Raw genomic sequence first — 21370 nt, 5'->3', positions numbered from 1 at the left:
TCCTAAAAGTTATTTAAGCTTAATATTATTTTTTTCAAATTCATTCTTTATTATATTACAAACCTCATCTATTTTGACTACTTCCATATCACTATCTCTAAGTTTAAATTCAACTTCCCCTTCACCTATCTTTTTACCTACAGTTATTCTCATTGGTATCCCCATTAATTCTGAATCCTTAAACTTTACTCCCGCTCTTTCATTTCTATCATCTAAAAGAGCTTCTACTTCCATACTTATCAAGTTATTATAAAGTTCATTTGCAACTCTAACTTGTTCTTCATCTTTGATATTTACCGGAATTACTGAAACATGATATGGAGCTACAGCTAATGGCCATATTATGCCATTATCATCATGATGCTGCTCAATTATAGACGCCATTGTTCTTGTAACTCCAATACCATAGCACCCCATTATAAATGGTTTCTCTTTTCCACCTTCATCTATAAAATTGGCATTCATAGCTTCTGAATATTTAGTTCCAAGTTTAAATATATGACCTACTTCTGTTCCTCTTGCAATAGTAACTTTCCCACCGCAGACTGGACACTTTTCTCCTTCTGTTACATTTCTATAATCACCGATTATACCTTCAAAATCTCTTCCATAGTTTATATTTTCAAAGTGATATCCTGTTTCATTCGCCCCAACAATAAAGTTATACATATTAGCTATCTCTTCATCAACTAATAGCATATCAACTTTTATACCTTTTGGTCCAGCAAACCCCACATCAGCTCCTGTTGCTATTCTAACCTCTTCACTATTTGCAAGCTCTAAGCTAGTAATCTCACCAATCGCATTACTTATTTTAACCTCATTAATTTCCCTATCCCCTCTTACCATAACTGCAACAATTTTTCCATCTGCATTAAATAAAATAGTTTTAGCGAACCTCTTCTCGTTAGTATTAAAGAATTTAACTAGCTCATCGATAGTTTTCACATTTGGTGTTTCAACCTTATTCACTTCTTTAAATTCTTGTTTTTCTTCTTTCTCTGCTGGAGAATGAGCTTTTTCAATATTTGCTGCATAATCACATTTACTGCAGAATACTACATCATCTTCTCCAACTTCTGATTTAACCATAAACTCTGCCGAATTAGAACCACCAATTGCACCCGAATCTGCAGCAACACACTTCGCATCTAAGCCACATCTATTAAATATCTTAACATAAGCATCATGCATTTTATCATATGCCAAATCTAATCCTTCTTGATCCTTATCAAAGCTATATGCATCTTTCATGATAAACTCTCTAGATCTCATTACTCCAAATCTTGGCCTACGCTCATCTCTATACTTAGTCTGAATTTGGTATAAATTAAGTGGTAATTGTTTATATGATTTTATCTCATTTCTTGCTATGTCGGTAAATACTTCTTCATGAGTAGGTCCTAAGCAAAAATCTCTTTCTCCTCTATCTTTTAATCTAAACATCTCTGCCCCATATGCATCCCATCTACCTGATTCCTGCCATAATTCAGCTGGTATCATTGCTGATGCTAAAAATTCTTGAGCTCCTGCGCCATTCATTTCTTCTCTAATTATATTTTCTACATTCTTTAAAACCTTTAATCCAAGTGGCATGTAATTATATATTCCTGCCGCCATTTTTTTTATCATCCCTGCTCTTAACATCAGCTTATGGCTATCGATTTCCGCCTCTGCTGGCACTTCTCTTAATGTTGATATTAACATGTTAGACATCTTCATTTTATATTTCCTCCTAAAAATCTTGTTTTTATTATATCCAAACTAACTACATAAAACAGAATAAACTTTTCTAAAATTAAAATATTCTTTAAATGACAAGTAAGTTTTTAACTGATTGTGCACTAAAAAATATATAATTCAAAAAACAATATCAGTTTTGCATTTGAAAACCACAAGTTTTATGAAATAGTCTTAAAACTAAAAAGTTCGCCCTAATGCATGCATTAGGGCGAACTTCTCTCGCGGTACCACCTAAATTTGTTCTCTAATAATGATAACGGTGTTATACCGATAGTTTTTACCTATACTCTAAAGCTGGTTCAAAGTCTATTAAAAGTCTTTCAGCCTATGGACTTTTTCTCTTAACGGTCGACTTCTACTATTCTTCGTCATCGCTTTATACTTTTGATTTTATTTTAATATATTATAACTTCTTGGATTTCACCTGTCAATATAATATATCTATACTATTTTTTCACTAGATATTCAGCCAGAGCTAAATCTTCAGGGGTCGTTATCTTTATATTCGTGTAATCCCCTTCATAAATGTAAACTTTATTACCCAAAGCTTCTACCACGCTGGTATCATCAGTAACCATAATATTCTTTTCTTTAACTTCCTTATGACATTTGCATATCAACTTAAAATCAAAAGCTTGAGGCGTTTGAATTGCTATAAGATTATTTCTATCTAATGTTTTTATTGAAAAGTTATCTTCACCTCTAATTTTTATAGTATCCTTTGGAACCACCCCAGGTGCTGCTGCCTTATAAAGAGTTGCATACTTAATTGCATCATTTATTATTCGCTCTGATACAAATGGTCTCGCTCCATCATGTATTAATACAATATTGGTGTTTTCCATTTCAATTAAAGCCTTATACACAGACTCCTGTCTTTCATTACCTCCAAATACTATCTTATCAACTACTAATCCATATCTATCCAACACTTCATCTTTACAGTAATCCTTCTCTTCTTCTGGAATAACTAAAACAATGTTGTCTATTGATTTATTTTTGATAAATTGCTTTAATGTGTAATAAATAATAGGCTTTCCATCTAAGTCAATATACTGCTTGCTCTGAGAACATCCCATCCTTTTTCCTTTTCCTCCAGCTAACACTATAGCACTTACCATATAGAAAAATCTCCTTAATTTTAATTATCTTTTGGTTTTGCAAAAATCATTCTTCCTGCTGCAGTCTGCAGTACTGACGTAACTATAACATCCGTTGTTTGTCCTATATATTTTCTTCCACTTTCTACAACAATCATAGTTCCGTCTTCTAAATAAGCTACCCCTTGGCTTGATTCTTTTCCATCCTTAACTATATCAATTTTCATCTCTTCTCCTGGTAATACAACAGGCTTGATAGCATTTGATAGTTCGTTTATATTTAGTACTGGAACCCCTTGAAACTCAGCCACTTTATTTAAGTTATAATCATTAGTTATAACTTTCCCTTCTATCTTTTGAGCAAGTTTTAATAGTTTTGCATCAACTTCTGCAATTTTAGGAAAATCATCATCTACGATCTGAGTTTCTATTGATAATTCCTTTTGTATTTTATTTAATATATCTAATCCTCTTCTTCCTCTATTTCTTTTTAAAGAATCCGAAGAATCTGAGATATGTCTCAATTCATCCAACACAAAATTAGGTATAACTAGTGGTCCTTCAATAAATCCTGTTTCACAAATATCAAATATTCTCCCATCAATTATAACTGACGTATCCAACACTTTTGGAATTCCTATAGTAGAGTCCTTTATTGTGTCCTTAGCCTTCTTTTCTCTTATTACAGGTTTCTTAATATTAACCAGAAGTGCCGTTATATCTTCTTTTTTCTTAATCATTATCTCTGCACCTATTATAGCTGCTAAAATATTTAATAGAATCAATAATATCGGTCCTATTATACTAATATCATTAATTGGCTTTGCAATAAATGTCATAAGAACTAAACTAATAATGGCCCCTATAGTTCCATAAATTATTTCTGTTATGCTCATTTTTTGCATGCTTTTTTCAATATATTCAATCAGATTAGAAATACCTTTATATATAATGGGAGAAATAATATATAATATAAGTCCAAAAATAAAAGATATAATAATAACGAATGCAACTCTAGCCATAGTCGTTGAAAGGTAGGCTAAACTAGCAATTTGAGGGATTGTAAGTAATATTTCAGATATAAAATATCCTACTATCAACCCAATTACCGAGAAAATTCCCCTTAATATTTTTTTTAACACATACTTCACCTCCTTCTAATTATTTACATAGTTGTGTTATTTTAATCATATTCTTAATATTTTCTCTGTATTATTAATTATAGCATACAATAACTTCATCTAAAATGAATAATTTATTAAGTTTACTTAATAAATTCATACATATGCAAAAAGACTGACTCAAAATATGTTTATGCTTAATTAAAACAGAACTATTCTCTTCTATTTGTAATCAACTTTTATTCTAAGACAGTTTTTTATTCTTATATTTCTTTTTTTAGTGACACCTGCTCCTTGATTCGCTTTAATCCATCCTTAATAGCTGTAGCTCTGGCTTCTCCAATTCCTTCAACATTGTCTAAGTCACTTATATCTGCATCTATTATATTACTTAATTCTTTAAATTCCTTTATCAGATTATCAATAACATTTGATGGTATTCTAGGCACTTTACTCAAAACTCTATACCCCTTAGGAGAGATTAGTGTATCCATAAGAGAAGTTCCTCCGTGTCCTAACGCCCTGGAAATTGCATCTAAATCTAATAACTCTGATGAATTTAACTTTTGAATATGTTCATATACATCACCATACTGTAATCCATCTTTACAGTAATCTCTTATTAATAATATTCCATCACGTTCTATGTGTTTAACTAATTCATTAAGCTGCATGGATATTAGTCTTCCTTCATTACCAAGTTCTAAAATATACATATTAATTTCTTCTACTATTCTCATTACCATTTCTGTTCTTTGAATAGCAGTGACAACATCAAAAAGGGTTGTTAAATCCTGAAACTCCAGTAAATTTAGATTATTAATAACACGCTCGAGCACAGACACATATTTCTCTAATGTTTGAAGAGCTTGATTAGCCTTTCCTAAAATTACACTGCTTTCTCTTAATACATACTTTATATCACCTTTGTACATAGTTATTATATTTCTTCTTTGTGAGATCGCAATTACAATATTATTAGTTTGCTTTGCTACTCTATGAGCCGTCCGATGCCTAGTTCCTGTCTCATAGGTTGGAATAGACGAATCTGGGATTAGCTGAGCATTAGCACAAACTATCCTTTTCAAATCACCTGTTATTACAATAGCTCCATCCATTTTAGCTAGTTCGTATGCGTAGGATGGAGTATATTCTGCGTTTATATAAAATCCACCATCCACGAGTTTCATCACTTCCTCGTCATCACCTATAACTAGCAACCCTCCTGTTTTAGCTCTTAATATATTTTCAAGACCTTCCCTTAGTTGAGTGCCTGGGCACATTATCTTTAAGACATTTTTTATTCCTATTCCCTTTTCTATTCTCATACACTCACCCATTTCCTAAAAATCTTATTTATTATTTGTCGTTAATTATATTATCTACTTAAATATATAAATTAAAATTCTATGCTGTTATATTTAATTTTAGAGTTACCTAATAATTAATTCCTTAAAACCCAAAATTTAAAGTTTAATCTCTAAAAACTATAATACTATAATAACTATAATCTCTCAATAATATTTATGAAATATAAGTTATAATATATGTTTTTGTAGAAAAGCACTTATAAATGAGGTCTAAAAATTATATCAATCATATACACTATTTTAATTATTATATATATGTTTTATTACATCAATTAAAGTTTTTAATTCAATTATTTCTATTTTTTTTAGTTTGTTTTCTTTTAGAAAAGAACCCTTTGGCACATATACTTTTTTGAATCCCATTCTCTCAAGTTCCTTAACTCTACTTTCTAACGATGGTACTTTCTTTAATTCTCCAGTTAACCCTACATCACCTATAAATGCAATGTTCGATTCAATGCCTTGCTGCTTTACAGACGATACAATACTCATTATTACAGCTAAGTTAATGCCTTGTTCTCTTATTTTCATACCTCCGGTAGTTTTGATGATAACATTTTTATCGTAAAGGCTAATTCCTCCACGCTGCTCTAATATCGATATTAATGTGTTCAACTTATCTTTCCCCAGCGTTTCGCCTATACGCGTTGGATATGGTGTAAAACTTTTTGAAACTAGACTCTCTATCTCTGTAATGATCGACCTCGTTCCTTCTTTGATCACGGTTAATGCACTTCCAGATACAATTTCACCTTCCTCACGCTTTGTCATAAAAAACTCCGATGGATTATCTATTGAAATTATACCTCTCTCGCACATTTGAAAAAATCCATTTTCAATACCGCCAAATCTATTTTTAGAGCTTACAAGCACACGTAACTCTTCATCATTATCATCCTCTATTATAAGCACTGTATCAACTAAATGTTCTAGCGCTCTTAGACCTGCTAGCTCATCACTTTTAGTCATCTGTCCAACTATAATAACAACCCTAGGCCTCTTTTCATTTTTAGCAATCTGAAGTAATGCATTAGCACATTCCATAGTTTGTGTTGGAGACCCTGCTCTAGCTGGCAATGACGATTCCATTGTAAATGTCTGAATACTATCAATGATTACTATATCTGGATCTATTTCCTCAACTGCATCCAAAACATTATCCAGACTTGTCTCCTGTAATACCCATATACTTTCATGAATTTTTTTTAGAATCCTATCAGCTCTATTTTTTATTTGACTGTCACTTTCTTCTCCGGATGCATAGATTACTTTATAACCCCTTTGTGCCACTGCATCTGAAATTTGAAGTAGTAATGTTGATTTTCCTGCACCTGGTCTGGCTGTTATGATTGAGATTGAGTCCTTTACAATTCCTCCACCCATTACTCTATCAAATTCATTTATACCTGTAATTATTCTATCATTTTTATTTGAAACTATTTCAAATAGTTTTTTTATAGGTTTTTTAGATGTTTGTCTCGCTCTAGTTCCAGCATTTTTTAATTCAATAGAAATTTCCTCAAGTGTATTCCACTGGCTACACGTCGGGCACTTTCCTAACCATTTAATACTCTCAAAGCCACAGCTGGCACATCTGTACAATGTTTTCTTTTTCATAAGTAGTCCTTTCTACTATTTAAGAAGATAGTATTTAAATATTTATTCCATTTAGATTTACTAACTCATATATTAAAATTTTGGGTATCTTTGTATTTAATGCTTATTATTATATTATATACTTCTTGTTTCTTAGCATATTTAATTAATTGTTGCAAAAACTATTTTTAGTAATAAAATAAGTCGATAGCCTATAGTAAATATAAGTTATATTAATAATATCTCTGAATAAAAATTAACTATAATTCAAATTTCATTACAATATGGCATTTACTCACACTTACTTTAAAAATGAATTTAATGATTATGTATTAACTCTAACTTATGCAATTATAATATGATATAGTAATATTATTTAATGAAACAATATTGCTGATATATATTTTTTATATTATAATATTATTAAACAATAATAACTATTAATTAAGGAGGCATATTTATGGTAAAGGTATATACTACCAATAGTTGTCCTTGGTGTGTTAAAGCAAAAAATTATCTTAGATCAGAAAATATTGAGTTTGAAGAACTAAATGTTCAAGATGACATGAACGCTAGAGAAGAAATGATAAGTAAATCTAAGCAAATGGGTGTTCCTGTTCTTGATATTGATAATAATATTATTATAGGATTCGATAAAACTGCTATTTTAAAGGCTCTAGGCAAGTAATTGAGAGGCGATATTTCGCCTCTTTATTTTTTTATAGTATCTAAATATTTCTTTTAAATTATATCTTTATATATAATTACATTATTAACTCTATTATTTCTTATTTAATATATATTTCTCAGCATTTAGTAATGCAATTGTACCATCTGCAACAGCAGTTGTTATTTGCCTGTATCTCTTCTGTCTAACATCTCCTGCAGCATATACACCTTTAATGTTTGTTTGCATATCTTCATCCGCTATTATATACCCTTGAGCATTTAAGTTTAGATAATCTTTTATAAATTCAGTTCTTGGCTCAGTTCCAATGCACCCAAAAACTGCATTCATCTCCAAACTGCGAACTTCTTGTGTTTTCGTATTCTTAATAGTTACTGATTGCAAAAACTCATTTCCACTTGCTTCTATCAAATCTTCATTCAACAGTACTTCTATTTTAGGATGATTGAATACTTCATCTATTAATGCCTGTTCACCTTTAAAATAATCATATCTTCTTATTAAATATACTTTTTCAGCAAATCTAGTTAAGAATATCGATTCCTCTAAAGCCGAATTTCCACCTCCCACAACAGCTACCCTTTTCCCCTGATAAATTGCTCCATCACAAATTGCACAATAGTGTATTCCTCTTCCTGAAAATTCGCTTTCTTGTGGGATAGGTAACTTTTTAGGGGCTGCTCCTGTTGCAACTATCACTGCTTTAGGTTCATATATATATGATTCAGTCTCAATTGTCTTTTTATCATCTGATATATCTATATTTTGAATTGAATCAAATTCATCAATTATAGCTCCAAGTTCTCTTGCCTGCTCTTGAAATATATCTGCTAAATCTCCACCATCTATACTTTTAAATCCTGGATAATTCTCTATTGTATAACTATTTCGAACTTGCCCACCTACAATCTCATTTTCTAATAGTAATACATTTAATTTAGCCCTTCCTGCATACATTGCCGCTGTGAGTCCTGCTGGACCTCCACCAATTATGATTAAGTCTAAATTCCTTTTCTCTTTACTCATTTTAATCTTTCTCCTATTCTCAATACATATCATAAATAAATTATAACATATAACTTATTTATAATAATATTTAATAAAATGAGCTGCTTCAATATTCTCGTTATCTTATGCTCTGAAACAGCTCATTATATTTGATCAATTTTTATTCATTTCTAAATTACTTTCAACTAACCTTTTAAATACAAGTATATTTTCTGATTCACTAACTTTTACTCTATCTCCAATTTTAATATTTCCCTGTAAAATTTCTTCGCTTAATCTATCTTCTATTTCTTTTATAATGAGCCTTCTTAATGGCCTTGCACCATAATCAAGATCAATACCCTTACTCAATAAGAATTTTCTACTGTCATCTTGAAACTCCAAGTATATTTCTCTTGCTTCAAGCCTTTTCCTTATAGAATCAAGCATTAAATCTACAATTTGATTTAAATCTTCATCACTTAATTTGTGGAATACTATAGTATCATCTATTCTATTTAAGAACTCTGGTCTGAATTTTTGCTTTAACTCACCTAATATGTTTTCTTTCATTTTTTCATACTCGGTTTCATCGCCAGCGCTAGTTGTGTTAAATCCTATACTCTTCTGCTTTTTTATTTGATGCGCTCCAACGTTTGAAGTCATTATTATAATTGTATTCTTGAAATTAACAATCTTACCCTTTCCGTCAGTAAGTCTACCATCTTCCATAATTTGAAGTAATATATTGAACACTTCTGGATTTGCTTTCTCAATCTCATCTAAAAGCACTATTGAATACGGCTTTCTTCTAACAGCCTCTGTAAGCTGACCTCCATCTTCATATCCTACATAACCTGGTGGAGATCCTATTAATCTAGATACAGAATGACTTTCCATATACTCGGACATGTCAACCCTTATAATGTTATTCTCATTACCAAACATTGCTTCTGCAAGTGCCTTAGAAAGTTCTGTTTTACCAACTCCAGTCGGTCCCAAGAATATAAAACTTCCAATCGGTCTACTAGGGTCCTTTATTCCAACTCTTGCTCTTCTTACTGCTCTAGCAATAGACTTCACTGCCTCATTTTGCCCAACAACTCTTTTGTGAAGTATGTTCTCAAGGTTTAACAATCTCTCACTCTCAGATTCTGTTAACTTTTGAATTGGAATCTTTGTCCATGATGATACTACGTTAGCTATTTTTTCTGCATCTACAACTAGTAATTTAATTGAGTTCTGAGTATCCCAATTATTCTTCATATTACTTAATTTATCTTTTAAAGTTCTTTCTTTATCCCTTAGATTTGCTGCTCTCTCAAAATCTTGGACTCTTATAGCTTCTTCTTTTTCTTTACTTATATTCTCAATCTTCTCTTCTAAATCCTTTAAATCTGGTGGTGCTGTTAAATTTTGTATTCTTACCTTTGCTGCTCCTTCATCAATTAAATCAATAGCTTTATCTGGCATAAATCTATCTGTTATATATCTATCTGATAAATTTACAGCCGCTTCTAGTGCTTCATCTGTAATCTCAACTCTATGATGGGCTTCATACTTATCCCTTAATCCTTTTAAAATTTCTAACGTCTCTTCTTTAGTAGGCTCTCCTACCGTTATTGGCTGAAATCTTCTTTCAAGAGCAGAATCCTTTTCTATATACTTTCTGTATTCATCAATTGTTGTAGCACCAATGCATTGAATTTCTCCTCTTGCTAAAGCTGGCTTTAATATATTTGAAGCATCAATAGCACCTTCTGCTCCTCCGGCACCTATTATTGTATGAATTTCATCAATGAAAATAATAATGTTTTTATCCCTAACTATTTCTTCCATTGTTTTTTTAAGTCTTTCTTCAAATTCTCCTCTATATTTTGCACCTGCTATCATCGATGTTAAATCTAAAGAAACAACTCTCTTATTTTTTAATATTTCAGGAATATTTCCTTCAACTATTCGCTGAGCTAACCCCTCAACTACAGCAGTCTTACCAACTCCTGGTTCACCTATTAAACATGGATTATTTTTTATTCTTCGGCAAAGAATTTCTAGCAATCTTTGTGTCTCATTATCTCTTCCAATCACAGGATCTAATCCGCCTTCTCTAGATAAAGCTGTTAAATCTCTACCATACTTATCAAGCATAGGTGTATTGGCCTTTTTATTATCCATAGTACTTTTGTCACTTACTTTATCTTCATAATTGCCAGATAAAAATACAACTAATTCCTCACTTATGACTGCAAAATTTATATTTAAACTCTTCAGAATTGTATAAGCCATTCCTTCTTCTTGATTAAGTAATGCTAATAGGATATGTTCCGGGCTTACATATTTATGATTTAACTTCTTAGCTGCCGCAAAACTTTCATCTACTAATCTTTTTGTTCTTGGTGTTAATAAAATATTATCATCTGTTCTCTTAATATCTCCATAACCCAAATATCTTTGTATCATCGTTCTAATTTTATCACTATCAACACCATGCTTTTTTAGCAATTTGGCTGAATATCCGTCTTCTTTTAAAATACCTAGAAGCATATGTTCGGTTCCAACGTAACCGTGCTTAAACTTTTCAGATTCATTTTCAGCCTCTAGAATTACCGCTTGAGCCCTTTCTGTTAATTTATTGTATTCCATATCTTTCAAACCTCCTATCTTTTCGTCATGTCAATATTTCCTTTACGATTTTTGCTCTTTCATACTTACTTTCCTTTTCATCTAAGGATCTTCCCAAATGATTTTGAAGTGATGAATTATTTGCAAGTATAAATAATTTATCCAATTTATTTTTTTCAACATCTATAAGTGATAATTCTGATCCTAATCTAACACTAGATAATAAATCGATTGTTTCCTTCGGATCCAAAAGAATTGCAGACTTTAATATTCCATATGCTCTGTATACTCTATCTTCTAATTCATATCTGCATTTATTAAGTAATATTTCCCTAAACTTATTTTCTTCACCAATTAAATCTAAAACGGCCTCTTTCAATTTATTTATAATATTTTCCTCAGATAAACCTAATGTTGTTTTGTTGCTTACTCTATATAAATTGCCATAACCTTTTGTACCATCCAAATAGATGCTCTTTATTGTAATTCCAATCTTACCAATACTTTTTGAAACATTTTTAATTTCTTCACTCATTGCAAGCGCTGGTAAATGAAGTATTACTGATGCTTTCAATCCTGTTCCAATATTTTCTGGTGATGTTGTTAAATAGCCTAAAGTCTCATCAAATGCATAATCAAAGTTTTTTTCTATTTTGTCGTCAACATTTGTTGCAATTTTAAACGCTTCCTCTAAATTCAGCCCTTGACTTACATACTGAAGATTAATATGATCTCTAGCATTCACCATAATACTTAAAGTTTCTTCTTTATTAATAATAAATGACCCTTTATCTGAATTCTTAAGAAGCTCTTCACTTATTAAGTCCTTTTCTAAATAGTGTTTACTAAAATCCTCTTTTGTATTCCAAATCTCATGCAATGTAATTTCTTCATTAATTAGTTCATCTTTGAGAACATTATATATATTCTTGCCATTATCTCTGCCTTTTATATAGTTTAATTTATTTGGAAAAGGTAAATCACTAAAATTTCTAGCTAATAATATTTTGCTACTCAATACAATTCCATTATCTTCATCCTTATTATCAGTCCAGCTATTCATTGCAATTCTCCTCCTTTACACTTTGAAGGACATTAGCAGCATTATTTCGTTCTAATATATATAATTCTAGCTTCTTAATCTCATCTCGTACAATCGCTGCTCTTTCATATTCTTCATCTATAATTAATTTCTGCATTTCTTCTTTTAAATCCTTTAGCCTTCGTTTTTGAACTAATTCTCTTCCTTTTACCTTTGGAATCTTGCCTACATGTTTTACTCCAGCCTGCAAGCTCTTTATTCTTGGTTCAAGTACAACTTTGAAATCTTTGTAGCAATCAGAACACCCTAGCTTTCCAGATCTTTTAAATTCATTGTAGGTTAATCCACAACTTGAACAAACTATTTCCTTTATTTTATTATTATCAATACTACTTTTATTACTCTCAGTATTAGATAACATTTCTGTTAACATTCCTTGAAGCGGGAAATTAATATTTTGAGCCATAGAATTTAAAAAAGGAATATTTGCTATGTCCTTTACACAATTTTCACATAACCAAACCTCATGCTTCTGTCCATTCATCACTGTAATTAAATTTACTTTTGCATCATTTTTTCCACATTTTTCACACAACATGTATATCCCCACCTTTTAAGATAAAATTACCATAATCATTGCTTTTAAAATATCAGCTCTTAATTTATTTTTATTATCTGCTGAAGCCAAACTTCTATCATTTATTGCGATTTTCATTACTTCGCATTCTCGTTCTTCGATGACTCCTGATTCAAATAAATGATTTAATAAAGCATGAGCATTATGATATGTTATTGTATCGCCTATACTTTGATTTATTATTTCCTCTCTTTGATTGGAGTTGTCGTATTCTAATTGCTTAATAGCTATATGACCACCTCCACCTCTTTTACTTTCAATTAAGTATCCTCTTTCATAAGTAAATCTAGTTGTTAACACATAATTGATCTGAGATGGTGCACATCTAAACTGATCTGCCAATTCATTTCTTTGTATAAAAACTACATTATCTGTATCTGCATTTTCATTAAACATTTGTTTTATAAATTCTTCTATTATATCTGAAAGTCTTGCCATAACATCACCTGCTTAAACTTTTATTTTTGTTTTTGACTTACTTTGACTTTATACTATTATACTATATCTTTTTTGCTTTTTAAAGCATCAATATAAGTTTATGATTATTTCTAGTTTTATCTGTTAATAATATATATTAATAGGCGTATGGACTTATTAGTAAAATTAATTTATGGAGGTTTTTTATGCAAATAACTTGGTACGGACATTCATGTTTTCTTATAAAAACATCCATGGGAAAGAGAATTTTAATTGACCCATTTGATAGCAGCTTAGGATATGATAATAATTTTCCAAAATGTGATTTAATTACTATTAGCAATAATCATTTTGATAGTTCATATATAAACGACTTAAATCTTAAAACTAAAGTTATTAATGAAACTGGAGAATTTGATATTAATTTCATTAAGGTGGAAGGTATAAATTCATTTCATGATAAATATAATGGCTTAAAAAGAGGACCTAATATTATTTATATATTTAATGACAATAAATATTCCTTATGTCACTTAGGCGATTTAGGGCATATTCCCTGCGTATCAATATTAGAAAAATTAAAAAATATTGATATTTTATTCATACCTATAGGTGGACACTTTACCTTAAACGGACATGAAGCTGCAAAACTTTGTAAATTGATTTCTCCTAAATACATAATCCCTATGCACTATAAAACAAATAAAACCTCTCTCTACTTAGATGACCCTAAAAATTTTATCATATCAATGAAAAATATAAAGAAAGTACACTCCAATATATTAGATACCACTGAATTAGGCTCAGACTTGAAAACCAATTGTATATTATTAACTCTTCCATAGTTAAAAGTTATTTTATCACATCAAAGATCTTATATAACAAAAATAATTTATGTATCAGCCAAATAAATTAAAGTTCTACCTATTGCTTAATTGCTTATACTATAATTATTTGAATATAAGTTTATATAAACTTATTTTATCATTTTATCATTTTATAAATACATACCATTTTATAAATAAAAAAATCTGCTTCGCAGACTGTGTGTCTCTGCTACTATCAAAAGTTATTCACAGATTTTACTTTATTATAATTTCCTAAAGAATAAAAAAAAGACCGTCATAAGACGATCTCTCTTTTCTATTACTCTTGGTTTGGAGCTCCTACTGGACAAACATTAGCACAGTTTCCACAATCGATACAAGAATCTGCATCGATAACGAATAGAGTATCTCCTTGAGTTATAGCACTAACTGGACATTCTCCAGCGCATGCTCCACAGCTAACACATGAATCATTAATAACAAATGCCATCTAGAACACCTCCTAATAAATTGTGGTAATTAACCTCTTACATTTTAACATGTATTCTGATGTTTTTAAAGTCTTTTGTTATATAGGCATTTTATTTTTTAAAATTACTATTATATATTGGGATTAAATAACTATATAACCCAAGTCCTCTATATAATTGATCGTTTTCTGGATATTAAAAAAACTATCATTATATATAACAGTTATTTCTTTCTTTACTAAAGATATCTCTGTAGCTATCACCCCTGAATTAGTGACAATCACATCTTGAATTATTTTGGCATCATTTTGAGATTCCATATTACAAATCTTAATAACAGATTTCATAGAAATCCCTCCTATTCCTCATTAATAAGATTCTTTAATAATTTCTTATCTTCTTCAGAGTCAACAATTAATTTAATATTATTTTCATCAATTGTATCTTCATATTTTCCTGAAACAAGTTCTACATCTGTTATCTTAAATTCTTCGACTACCTCTTCGTCTCCTCTCCTAACTTTAACCTTGACAATTTCTTTGACTATTGAATTTCCAATAACTTCTCCATTTCCAGTATCCGTCTTAACTATGGAACCGACCTTAGGTAACCTTTTCCTAATACCCTCATATGTAGTTTGCTCATAATTTAGACAACACATTAATCTTCCACATATTCCAGATATCTTAGTTGGATTTAGCGAAAGGTTCTGCTCTTTTGCCATCTTTATTGATACTGATGCAAAGTCACCTAAAAAAGTTGAACAACACATTGATCTTCCACAAGGTCCAAGGCCACCGACCATTTTGGCTTCATCCCTAACTCCTATTTGCCTTAGTTCTATTCTAGTCTTAAATATAGTGGCTAAATCTTTAACCAGCTCTCTAAAGTCAACTCTGCCATCCGCTGTAAAATAAAATATAACTTTATGGTTATCAAATGTATATTCTACATCTATTAATTTCATATCCAATTTATGTTCTTGTATTTTTTCTAAACATATATTTAATGCTTCTTTTTCCTTTTCTTTATTTTCTTTATGTTTATTAATATCATTTTCATCAGCTATCCTGATAACATTTTTTAATGGTGAAACTATATCCTCTTCCCTAATTCCCTTAATTCCAATAACACATTCACCAAATTCTATACCTCTAGCTGTTTCTACAATTGCATAATCTCCCTTTTTAATAGGCAATTCTGATGGGCTAAAATAATAAATTTTTCCTGCCTTTTTAAATCTTACTCCTATAACATTTATCATTAATTATACCTCCGCAAATCCCATAAGCAGTACACTTACAGTCATTGAATAGTTTGTATTACTATTAAAATTTATTCTTGCTTCTTCTATGTATTCTAACATACTATTTAACTTTTTATAAGATATTCCTCTTGATATATCTTTTATTTTATATTCTTTATCAGAATTAACAATAAGCTCATTGTTATTTAATTCTTTAAAAAGCATAATATCTCTTATATATGATAAAAGTATATTTAATAATTCTACTTTATCTTCTTTTGAATTCTTAAGTAACTCTTCATATTTTAAAACTATTCCTTGCTCTCTTTTTAAAATATCTTCAAAAAGACCAATGCATATGTCTCTTAAATTTTTCAGTTTTTCATCGTTTATAAACTTATCTACTTTTCCTGGAATACCAGAACTATATGCTAGTGCAGACTTTTTATCATCTAAAGTTAAATCAGCATAGTTGTTATCAATATAATTTAAAATCTCTTCTTTACTTAATGGGGTTAGTTTATATATTTGACATCTTGACTTTATAGTATCTAAAATTATTTCTAAAGAATCACTCAGTAGTATTAAGTATACCCCATGTGGAGGCTCTTCAATAGTTTTAAGTAGTGCATTTTGAGCTTGAACAGTCAGTTTATCACACCTATATAATATTAATACTTTTTTATCTCCTTCATAAGGTTTTTTATTAACTTCATTTATTATATTTCTGACGTCATCTACACCGAAAGAATTAGAAGACGGGTAATACTTTACTATATCTACACTTTCTACTCCATTCTTATCCTTTATGATGTGATTTGATATACACTTTGCTATTATACTCTTTCCAATCCCATCATTTCCAACTATTAAATTTGCATGAGAAAATGAGTCATTCAAAGCTCTATTATGTATACTATCAATAATGTTTTTATGCCCAATAATTTTTCTCAACGCTTATCTCTCCCTGGTATCATATTTTTACAAACTTATCTACATCCAGTACAAATATAGTAGCTCCCCCTACATCAATCTGAACAGGGTACTGTTGCATATATCCGCCTTCACTTCCACCAAAGGTAGTAGGTGTAACTAAAGTTTCTTTTCTTTTCTTACATATATTTTTTATGATATCAATAACAACCTCAACCCTTTTTTCCTCAACACCTACCAGTAATGTAGTATTACCAGACTTAAGGAATCCACCTGTTGTTGCTAATTTTGTAACTCTATAATTCTCTTCTGTTAATACCTCTATAACATCACTTGAATCCTCATCCTGAACAATTGCAATTATCAATTTCATCATAATTACCACCCTTAAAATAATACTAATTAATTATATATTATTTTACCATAAATAATATCCTTTTTATTAGTTAGTTTATATTTGTCCAAATTCTTGGTTTTAAAATATTTTTTATTTGATCGATTACACTTTCTTTTGATTTACTAGCATCTATTTTAACGATTCTATCTTTATTATTTTCAAAAATAATGTTATATCCTTCTCGAACTCTTTGATGAAAATCTAATTTTTCTAAATCCAATCTATTAATTTCTCTGCAATCATTATTACTAATTCTCTCTAATCCAATTTGTGGATCAAGATCAAATAGAACTGATATATCAGGCATATATTCTCCAATAGCAAATTTATTTATGCTCATAATTTCTTCAATACCTAAATCCCTTGCATGTCCCTGATACGCTAGCGAGGAGTCTACAAACCTATCGCAAAGAACTATCGCACCTTCCTCTAATGCTGGGATAACTTTCTCCACAAGATGCTGCCTTCTTGCTGCCGCGTAAAGTAACGCTTCGGTTCTAGCATCCATGGCCTTATTCTCTTTACTTAATACAACTTGTCTTATTTGTTCAGATATTGTAATTCCACCAGGTTCTCGAGTCTTTATACAATTCAAATTATTATCTATAATCCAATTATATATTGAATCAATTGCTGTTGTTTTTCCAGTGCCCTCTCCACCTTCAAAAACTATAAATAAACCTTTTTTCATTATGAATCCCTACCTTAAATTATGTCTAGGTAAAATAATTTAACATTTAGCATGCTCATCAAATAAAATAACCTTAACTTTATCCTTATAATCATCATACTCCGGATCAGATGCGCTTGTTCTTACAATTTTTTCTTCGCATGCTCTACAAATCATTTCCCCATTCAATATTATACCATCACTATCAATTGCACCACACATGAAACATAATTTATTTGAATTTTCCATATACTATTCCCCCTTAATTTTCTAATACTTCTAAAATTATTACCACATTAATTATTTTTAATACAATTGCCAGTGGTAAATAATTTGTTTTATTAAATTTATATTTTTTCATTTACTGGTAACAATAATATATAGAGAAATAAATTTATATTACGTAAACATATTAATGGTGTTTAACAAATGTTATGCTTTCAAATCTAATGTTTAGCATAACTCTCATTGCATACTTACTTATGTGATAATTAATGGCTTGTGTCAATCATTACATATAAAATATTTTATTTATGTAGAACTTATGCATTTTAAACTAACTATAAATATGTTAACAGTAAAAAGAAAAATAAGAAAGGAGAACTTACTGTAAAACAAAGCAAAACATGTACTATATATAAAATTTAGTAATTTGCTTTTGTATGTTTGAGTAAGAAATTAAATTTATGAAACAAAAAATCATTTCATTTTTGTCTACCTGTAATGATGATATTAAAAATTTATGTACTTACTTATATGAAAACCCTGAAGAAAGTTATAAAGAATTCAACGCTTCTAATCATATCTGCGATTTATTGTATAAATATAATTTTGAAATTACTAGAAATTTCTTAAATATCGAGAACTCATTTATGGCACAAAAGGGAGTTGGCCATCCAAAAATTTGTTACCTTTGTGAATATGATGCTATAACTGATGAAGGACACATCACTGGGCATAATATGGTTACTTCTATATCTGTTTCAGCTACTCTTGCTCTAGGAAACATAATAGATGATATAGGTGGATCAGTAATAATAATTGGATGTCCTGGCGAGTATTTAGGTGGAACTAAAGCCACTATGGTTAATCAAGGTGTATTTGATGACATTGATGTAGTAATGTTAGCTCACCCTGATACCTCTACTTGTGAGAGTGGCTCATCATCAGCAATCATTCCTTTAGGTATTAAATTTGAGAGTGAACGTAAACTATCATTCTTAAACAAAAATTCCTATACATCCTTAGATGCTGTTTTATTAACACTTAATATCTTAAATTCTATAAAAAAAGGATTTCCTGATAGCTTAGAAATAAACTCAGTCATATCAAATGGAGGATATACTACACTATTATTGCCATCCGACTCAGAAATAAAACTCTGCATTCGAGCCTATAATACAGAAATAGCCAATTATGCATATGACAAAATAAAAGATATTGCAAATTATGTAACAAAGTTAATTAATATACCCAATAAATTTTTTCTATACGAAGCTCCAAGCAAAGAGTTAATCACAAATCGTACCTTGAATAGACTTTTTAGCCATAACCTAAAAGAAAATGGAATAATTGACATTTGTCCTGCAAAGGATATTTTTGCTGGATTAAGCATTGGAGATGTGAGCCACAGAGTTCCATGTATTCATCCGTACATCTCCATTATAGATAATACTAACATTAAATATGGGAGTCTAGATTTCGCCAAAGCGACCGTATCTTCATTTGCACTAAAACAATGTAATATTGCTGCTGCTGCACTTGCATTTACTGCTGTAGATTTAATCAAAAACGAGGCTCTTCTTAATGAAGTTAAATCCGAATTCTTCAATACAAAAAAGAAATAAAGAAATAAATTCCCTTTAAAATATAATTTTTAAAGGGAATTTATTTTTTATTTTACAATGAACACCTATCATTGAAAAATATCTTTAAATATTTGCCAATATCAAATATGACTAATACATAAACACTTATATTTACAATCTATCATATAATAGTATAATATTAGTTGAACCGCTTAGGAGGTGCTATAAATTGATTCAAATATATAAAAGTGAAAGTGAATTTAATACTACCCTAAAATCAATAGATACAATAGATAATGGCGCTTGGATAAATGTAGTTGCTCCATCTGATGAAGAATTAATATTAATATCTAAAAAGACAGGAGTTGCCCTCGAGTTTTTGAAAGCAGCTTTAGATGATGAAGAAACCTCTCGAATTGATATTGAGGATGATTCATTATTGATAATAGTCGATATTCCATTTACCGAAATGGAAGATAACTCATTGACCTATGATACCTATCCTCTTGCAATAATACATACTGATAAACAATTAATTACCGTATGCTTAAAAAACAGCAAAATATTAACCGATTTTGCCAACGACAAAATAAAATCCTTTTATACATTTAAAAAATCAAGATTTACTTTACAAATATTAAACAGAATATCAACATATTATTTATTATATTTAAGACAAATTGATAAGAAAAGTTTAATGATTGAAAAAAGACTTCATAAATCCATGAAAAATAGAGAACTTATTCAATTGCATTCCCTAGAAAAATCTCTTGTATACTTCTCGACATCTTTAAAGGCTAATGAAATTACTTTAGAAAAAATGCTGAAATTAGAATTGATGCAAAAATATGAAGAAGATAAGGATGTTTTAGAAGATGTCATAATTGAAAATAAACAAGCAATTGAAATGACTGAAATTTATAGCAATATATTAGCTAGTACAATGGATTTCTTTGCATCTGTAATATCTAATAACTTGAATATCGTAATGAAAGTTCTTGCATCTGTTACAATACTTATGGCTATTCCTACTATTATTGGTGGAATATTTGGAATGAATTTAAAATTGCCTTTTGCAGAAGATGATCCAAGCGGATTTCCTATAGTTATGGGATTAACCTTTGGAATTTGCGGTCTAGTTGCATTTATATTATATAAAAAGGATATGTTTAAATAACATATCCTTTTCTTTATCATGTGAACAATATATAACAAAAAACCTTGAAATATAAATTTCAAGGTTTCTTTGGAGGCGCCACCCAGATTTGAACTGGGGAATAAAGGTTTTGCAGACCTCTGCCTTACCACTTGGCTATGGCGCCATTATGGTGGCTCGAACTGGAATCGAACCAGTGACACGAGGATTTTCAGTCCTCTGCTCTACCGACTGAGCTATCGAGCCATCTTACCTCGCAACTTCCTACTCTCCCACACAGTCACCCGTGCAGTACCATCAGCGTTATAGACCTTAACTTTCCTGTTCGGAATGGGAAGGAGTGTTACCTCTATGCCATCATCACGAGATATTTTGAAAGAATTATGTTCTTTCAAAATTGCATATAAATTTTGATGTATTACAACTTGATTATTTATTGGTCAAGCCCTCGACCTATTAGTATCAGTCAGCTAAATATGTTACCATACTTACACCTCTGACCTATCAACCTTGTAGTCTTCAAGGGGTCTTACTAGCTTA

At 30.1% G+C, this 21370-nt stretch carries 21 protein-coding genes, 2 tRNA genes and 2 rRNA genes; 4 read left to right on the top strand and 21 right to left on the bottom strand.

Annotation, left to right across the window (positions count from 1 at the left end):
- Positions 1-9 precede the first annotated feature (9 nt).
- From D2A34_RS20640 to radA, 5 genes are all read right to left on the bottom strand, one after another.
- Positions 10-1722 carry a proline--tRNA ligase gene (locus D2A34_RS20640; RefSeq protein ID WP_079437616.1) on the bottom strand — a complete coding sequence of 571 codons (1713 nt, stop codon included), beginning with the start codon at positions 1720-1722 and terminating at the stop codon, positions 10-12.
- 467 nt (positions 1723-2189) lie between these two features.
- Positions 2190-2864, bottom strand: a complete 675-nt coding sequence (gene ispD, locus D2A34_RS20635; RefSeq protein ID WP_079437615.1) for a 2-C-methyl-D-erythritol 4-phosphate cytidylyltransferase — start codon at positions 2862-2864, stop codon at positions 2190-2192.
- Between the two features lie 20 nt (positions 2865-2884).
- Positions 2885-3985 (bottom strand): PIN/TRAM domain-containing protein, encoded by a 1101-nt coding sequence (locus D2A34_RS20630; RefSeq protein ID WP_079437614.1) that lies wholly within the window; start codon positions 3983-3985, stop codon positions 2885-2887.
- 242 nt (positions 3986-4227) lie between these two features.
- Positions 4228-5292, bottom strand: a complete 1065-nt coding sequence (disA, locus tag D2A34_RS20625; protein WP_079437613.1) for a DNA integrity scanning diadenylate cyclase DisA — start codon at positions 5290-5292, stop codon at positions 4228-4230.
- A gap of 282 nt (positions 5293-5574) precedes the next feature.
- A complete protein-coding gene (gene radA / locus D2A34_RS20620) occupies positions 5575-6951 on the bottom strand; it encodes a DNA repair protein RadA (RefSeq protein ID WP_079437612.1) in 1377 nt (458 codons plus the stop codon).
- A gap of 439 nt (positions 6952-7390) precedes the next feature.
- Between radA and D2A34_RS20615 the strand changes: the two genes are divergently transcribed.
- Positions 7391-7618 (top strand): glutaredoxin family protein, encoded by a 228-nt coding sequence (locus D2A34_RS20615; RefSeq protein WP_079442054.1) that lies wholly within the window; start codon positions 7391-7393, stop codon positions 7616-7618.
- 93 nt (positions 7619-7711) lie between these two features.
- Here D2A34_RS20615 and trxB read toward each other — a convergent pair whose 3' ends face one another.
- The 5 genes from trxB to D2A34_RS20590 form a co-directional block, all read right to left on the bottom strand.
- Positions 7712-8644 carry a thioredoxin-disulfide reductase gene (gene trxB / locus D2A34_RS20610; protein ID WP_079442053.1) on the bottom strand — a complete coding sequence of 311 codons (933 nt, stop codon included), beginning with the start codon at positions 8642-8644 and terminating at the stop codon, positions 7712-7714.
- Between the two features lie 135 nt (positions 8645-8779).
- On the bottom strand, positions 8780-11248 hold the full coding sequence (locus D2A34_RS20605) for an ATP-dependent Clp protease ATP-binding subunit (RefSeq protein ID WP_079442052.1): 2469 nt from the start codon (positions 11246-11248) through the stop codon (positions 8780-8782).
- 25 nt (positions 11249-11273) lie between these two features.
- On the bottom strand, positions 11274-12290 hold the full coding sequence (locus D2A34_RS20600; protein ID WP_119367828.1) for a protein arginine kinase: 1017 nt from the start codon (positions 12288-12290) through the stop codon (positions 11274-11276).
- Positions 12283-12867 (bottom strand): UvrB/UvrC motif-containing protein, encoded by a 585-nt coding sequence (locus D2A34_RS20595; protein ID WP_079442050.1) that lies wholly within the window; start codon positions 12865-12867, stop codon positions 12283-12285. The genes D2A34_RS20600 and D2A34_RS20595 overlap by 8 nt, the downstream gene beginning before the upstream one ends.
- Before the next feature lie 15 nt (positions 12868-12882).
- Positions 12883-13344: a CtsR family transcriptional regulator gene (locus D2A34_RS20590; RefSeq protein ID WP_079442049.1), complete on the bottom strand. Its 462-nt coding sequence runs from the start codon at positions 13342-13344 to the stop codon at positions 12883-12885.
- Between the two features lie 185 nt (positions 13345-13529).
- On the opposite strand from D2A34_RS20590, the gene D2A34_RS20585 reads away from it, so the two are divergent.
- On the top strand, positions 13530-14168 hold the full coding sequence (locus D2A34_RS20585; protein ID WP_119367827.1) for an MBL fold metallo-hydrolase: 639 nt from the start codon (positions 13530-13532) through the stop codon (positions 14166-14168).
- 301 nt (positions 14169-14469) lie between these two features.
- On the opposite strand, the gene D2A34_RS20580 is transcribed toward D2A34_RS20585, so the two are convergent.
- The 7 genes from D2A34_RS20580 to D2A34_RS20550 form a co-directional block, all read right to left on the bottom strand.
- The gene (locus tag D2A34_RS20580) at positions 14470-14640 is read right to left on the bottom strand and encodes a DUF362 domain-containing protein (RefSeq protein WP_079442047.1); all 171 of its coding nucleotides are present in this window, start codon (positions 14638-14640) and stop codon (positions 14470-14472) included.
- A gap of 123 nt (positions 14641-14763) precedes the next feature.
- On the bottom strand, positions 14764-14967 hold the full coding sequence (locus D2A34_RS20575) for a heavy-metal-associated domain-containing protein (protein WP_079442046.1): 204 nt from the start codon (positions 14965-14967) through the stop codon (positions 14764-14766).
- Positions 14968-14978: 11 nt separating this feature from the next.
- Positions 14979-15884, bottom strand: a complete 906-nt coding sequence (locus tag D2A34_RS20570) for a PSP1 domain-containing protein (protein WP_079442045.1) — start codon at positions 15882-15884, stop codon at positions 14979-14981.
- A 3-nt stretch (positions 15885-15887) separates the two neighbouring features.
- Complete coding sequence (locus tag D2A34_RS20565) at positions 15888-16820, bottom strand: DNA polymerase III subunit delta' (protein WP_079442044.1); 933 nt, start codon at positions 16818-16820, stop codon at positions 15888-15890.
- A gap of 19 nt (positions 16821-16839) precedes the next feature.
- On the bottom strand, positions 16840-17172 hold the full coding sequence (locus tag D2A34_RS20560) for a cyclic-di-AMP receptor (RefSeq protein ID WP_119367826.1): 333 nt from the start codon (positions 17170-17172) through the stop codon (positions 16840-16842).
- A 73-nt stretch (positions 17173-17245) separates the two neighbouring features.
- Positions 17246-17887, bottom strand: coding sequence for a dTMP kinase (gene tmk, locus D2A34_RS20555; RefSeq protein ID WP_079442042.1), 642 nt, complete (start codon positions 17885-17887; stop codon positions 17246-17248).
- A gap of 39 nt (positions 17888-17926) precedes the next feature.
- Complete coding sequence (locus D2A34_RS20550; protein WP_079442041.1) at positions 17927-18115, bottom strand: sigma factor G inhibitor Gin; 189 nt, start codon at positions 18113-18115, stop codon at positions 17927-17929.
- Positions 18116-18552: 437 nt separating this feature from the next.
- Here D2A34_RS20550 and D2A34_RS20545 point away from each other — a divergent pair, with 437 nt between their 5' ends.
- Positions 18553-19713 (top strand): zinc-binding metallopeptidase family protein, encoded by a 1161-nt coding sequence (locus D2A34_RS20545; RefSeq protein WP_079442040.1) that lies wholly within the window; start codon positions 18553-18555, stop codon positions 19711-19713.
- A gap of 190 nt (positions 19714-19903) precedes the next feature.
- Positions 19904-20851, top strand: coding sequence for a magnesium transporter CorA family protein (locus D2A34_RS20540; RefSeq protein ID WP_079442039.1), 948 nt, complete (start codon positions 19904-19906; stop codon positions 20849-20851).
- Between the two features lie 70 nt (positions 20852-20921).
- Here the strand turns inward: D2A34_RS20540 and D2A34_RS20535 are convergent.
- From D2A34_RS20535 to D2A34_RS20520, 4 genes are all read right to left on the bottom strand, one after another.
- Positions 20922-20996: transfer RNA gene (locus D2A34_RS20535), tRNA-Cys, on the bottom strand.
- A gap of 4 nt (positions 20997-21000) precedes the next feature.
- Positions 21001-21076: transfer RNA gene (locus tag D2A34_RS20530), tRNA-Phe, on the bottom strand.
- A 5-nt stretch (positions 21077-21081) separates the two neighbouring features.
- A 5S ribosomal RNA gene (gene rrf / locus D2A34_RS20525) occupies positions 21082-21198 on the bottom strand.
- 68 nt (positions 21199-21266) lie between these two features.
- Positions 21267-21370: ribosomal RNA gene (locus tag D2A34_RS20520) — 23S ribosomal RNA — on the bottom strand; the annotation flags it as partial.

Origin of the sequence: Clostridium chromiireducens (assembly GCF_003575225.1) — a bacterium.
Classification (GTDB): domain Bacteria; phylum Bacillota; class Clostridia; order Clostridiales; family Clostridiaceae; genus Clostridium; species Clostridium chromiireducens.
This window is presented reverse-complemented; position numbering and strand designations above follow the sequence as displayed.

What these genes read in the sequence shown, in the direction of transcription:
- D2A34_RS20640 (WP_079437616.1), bottom strand. Translation starts at nt 1,722, where the DNA reads ATGAAGATGTCTAACATGTTAATATCAACATTAAGAGAAGTGCCAGCA.
- ispD (WP_079437615.1), bottom strand. Translation starts at nt 2,864, where the DNA reads ATGGTAAGTGCTATAGTGTTAGCTGGAGGAAAAGGAAAAAGGATGGGA.
- disA (WP_079437613.1), bottom strand. Translation starts at nt 5,292, where the DNA reads ATGAGAATAGAAAAGGGAATAGGAATAAAAAATGTCTTAAAGATAATG.
- radA (WP_079437612.1), bottom strand. Translation starts at nt 6,951, where the DNA reads ATGAAAAAGAAAACATTGTACAGATGTGCCAGCTGTGGCTTTGAGAGT.
- D2A34_RS20615 (WP_079442054.1), top strand. Translation starts at nt 7,391, where the DNA reads ATGGTAAAGGTATATACTACCAATAGTTGTCCTTGGTGTGTTAAAGCA.
- trxB (WP_079442053.1), bottom strand. Translation starts at nt 8,644, where the DNA reads ATGAGTAAAGAGAAAAGGAATTTAGACTTAATCATAATTGGTGGAGGT.
- D2A34_RS20605 (WP_079442052.1), bottom strand. Translation starts at nt 11,248, where the DNA reads ATGGAATACAATAAATTAACAGAAAGGGCTCAAGCGGTAATTCTAGAG.
- D2A34_RS20600 (WP_119367828.1), bottom strand. Translation starts at nt 12,290, where the DNA reads ATGAATAGCTGGACTGATAATAAGGATGAAGATAATGGAATTGTATTG.
- D2A34_RS20595 (WP_079442050.1), bottom strand. Translation starts at nt 12,867, where the DNA reads ATGTTGTGTGAAAAATGTGGAAAAAATGATGCAAAAGTAAATTTAATT.
- D2A34_RS20590 (WP_079442049.1), bottom strand. Translation starts at nt 13,344, where the DNA reads ATGGCAAGACTTTCAGATATAATAGAAGAATTTATAAAACAAATGTTT.
- D2A34_RS20585 (WP_119367827.1), top strand. Translation starts at nt 13,530, where the DNA reads ATGCAAATAACTTGGTACGGACATTCATGTTTTCTTATAAAAACATCC.
- D2A34_RS20580 (WP_079442047.1), bottom strand. Translation starts at nt 14,640, where the DNA reads ATGGCATTTGTTATTAATGATTCATGTGTTAGCTGTGGAGCATGCGCT.
- D2A34_RS20575 (WP_079442046.1), bottom strand. Translation starts at nt 14,967, where the DNA reads ATGAAATCTGTTATTAAGATTTGTAATATGGAATCTCAAAATGATGCC.
- D2A34_RS20570 (WP_079442045.1), bottom strand. Translation starts at nt 15,884, where the DNA reads ATGATAAATGTTATAGGAGTAAGATTTAAAAAGGCAGGAAAAATTTAT.
- D2A34_RS20560 (WP_119367826.1), bottom strand. Translation starts at nt 17,172, where the DNA reads ATGAAATTGATAATTGCAATTGTTCAGGATGAGGATTCAAGTGATGTT.
- tmk (WP_079442042.1), bottom strand. Translation starts at nt 17,887, where the DNA reads ATGAAAAAAGGTTTATTTATAGTTTTTGAAGGTGGAGAGGGCACTGGA.
- D2A34_RS20550 (WP_079442041.1), bottom strand. Translation starts at nt 18,115, where the DNA reads ATGGAAAATTCAAATAAATTATGTTTCATGTGTGGTGCAATTGATAGT.
- D2A34_RS20545 (WP_079442040.1), top strand. Translation starts at nt 18,553, where the DNA reads ATGAAACAAAAAATCATTTCATTTTTGTCTACCTGTAATGATGATATT.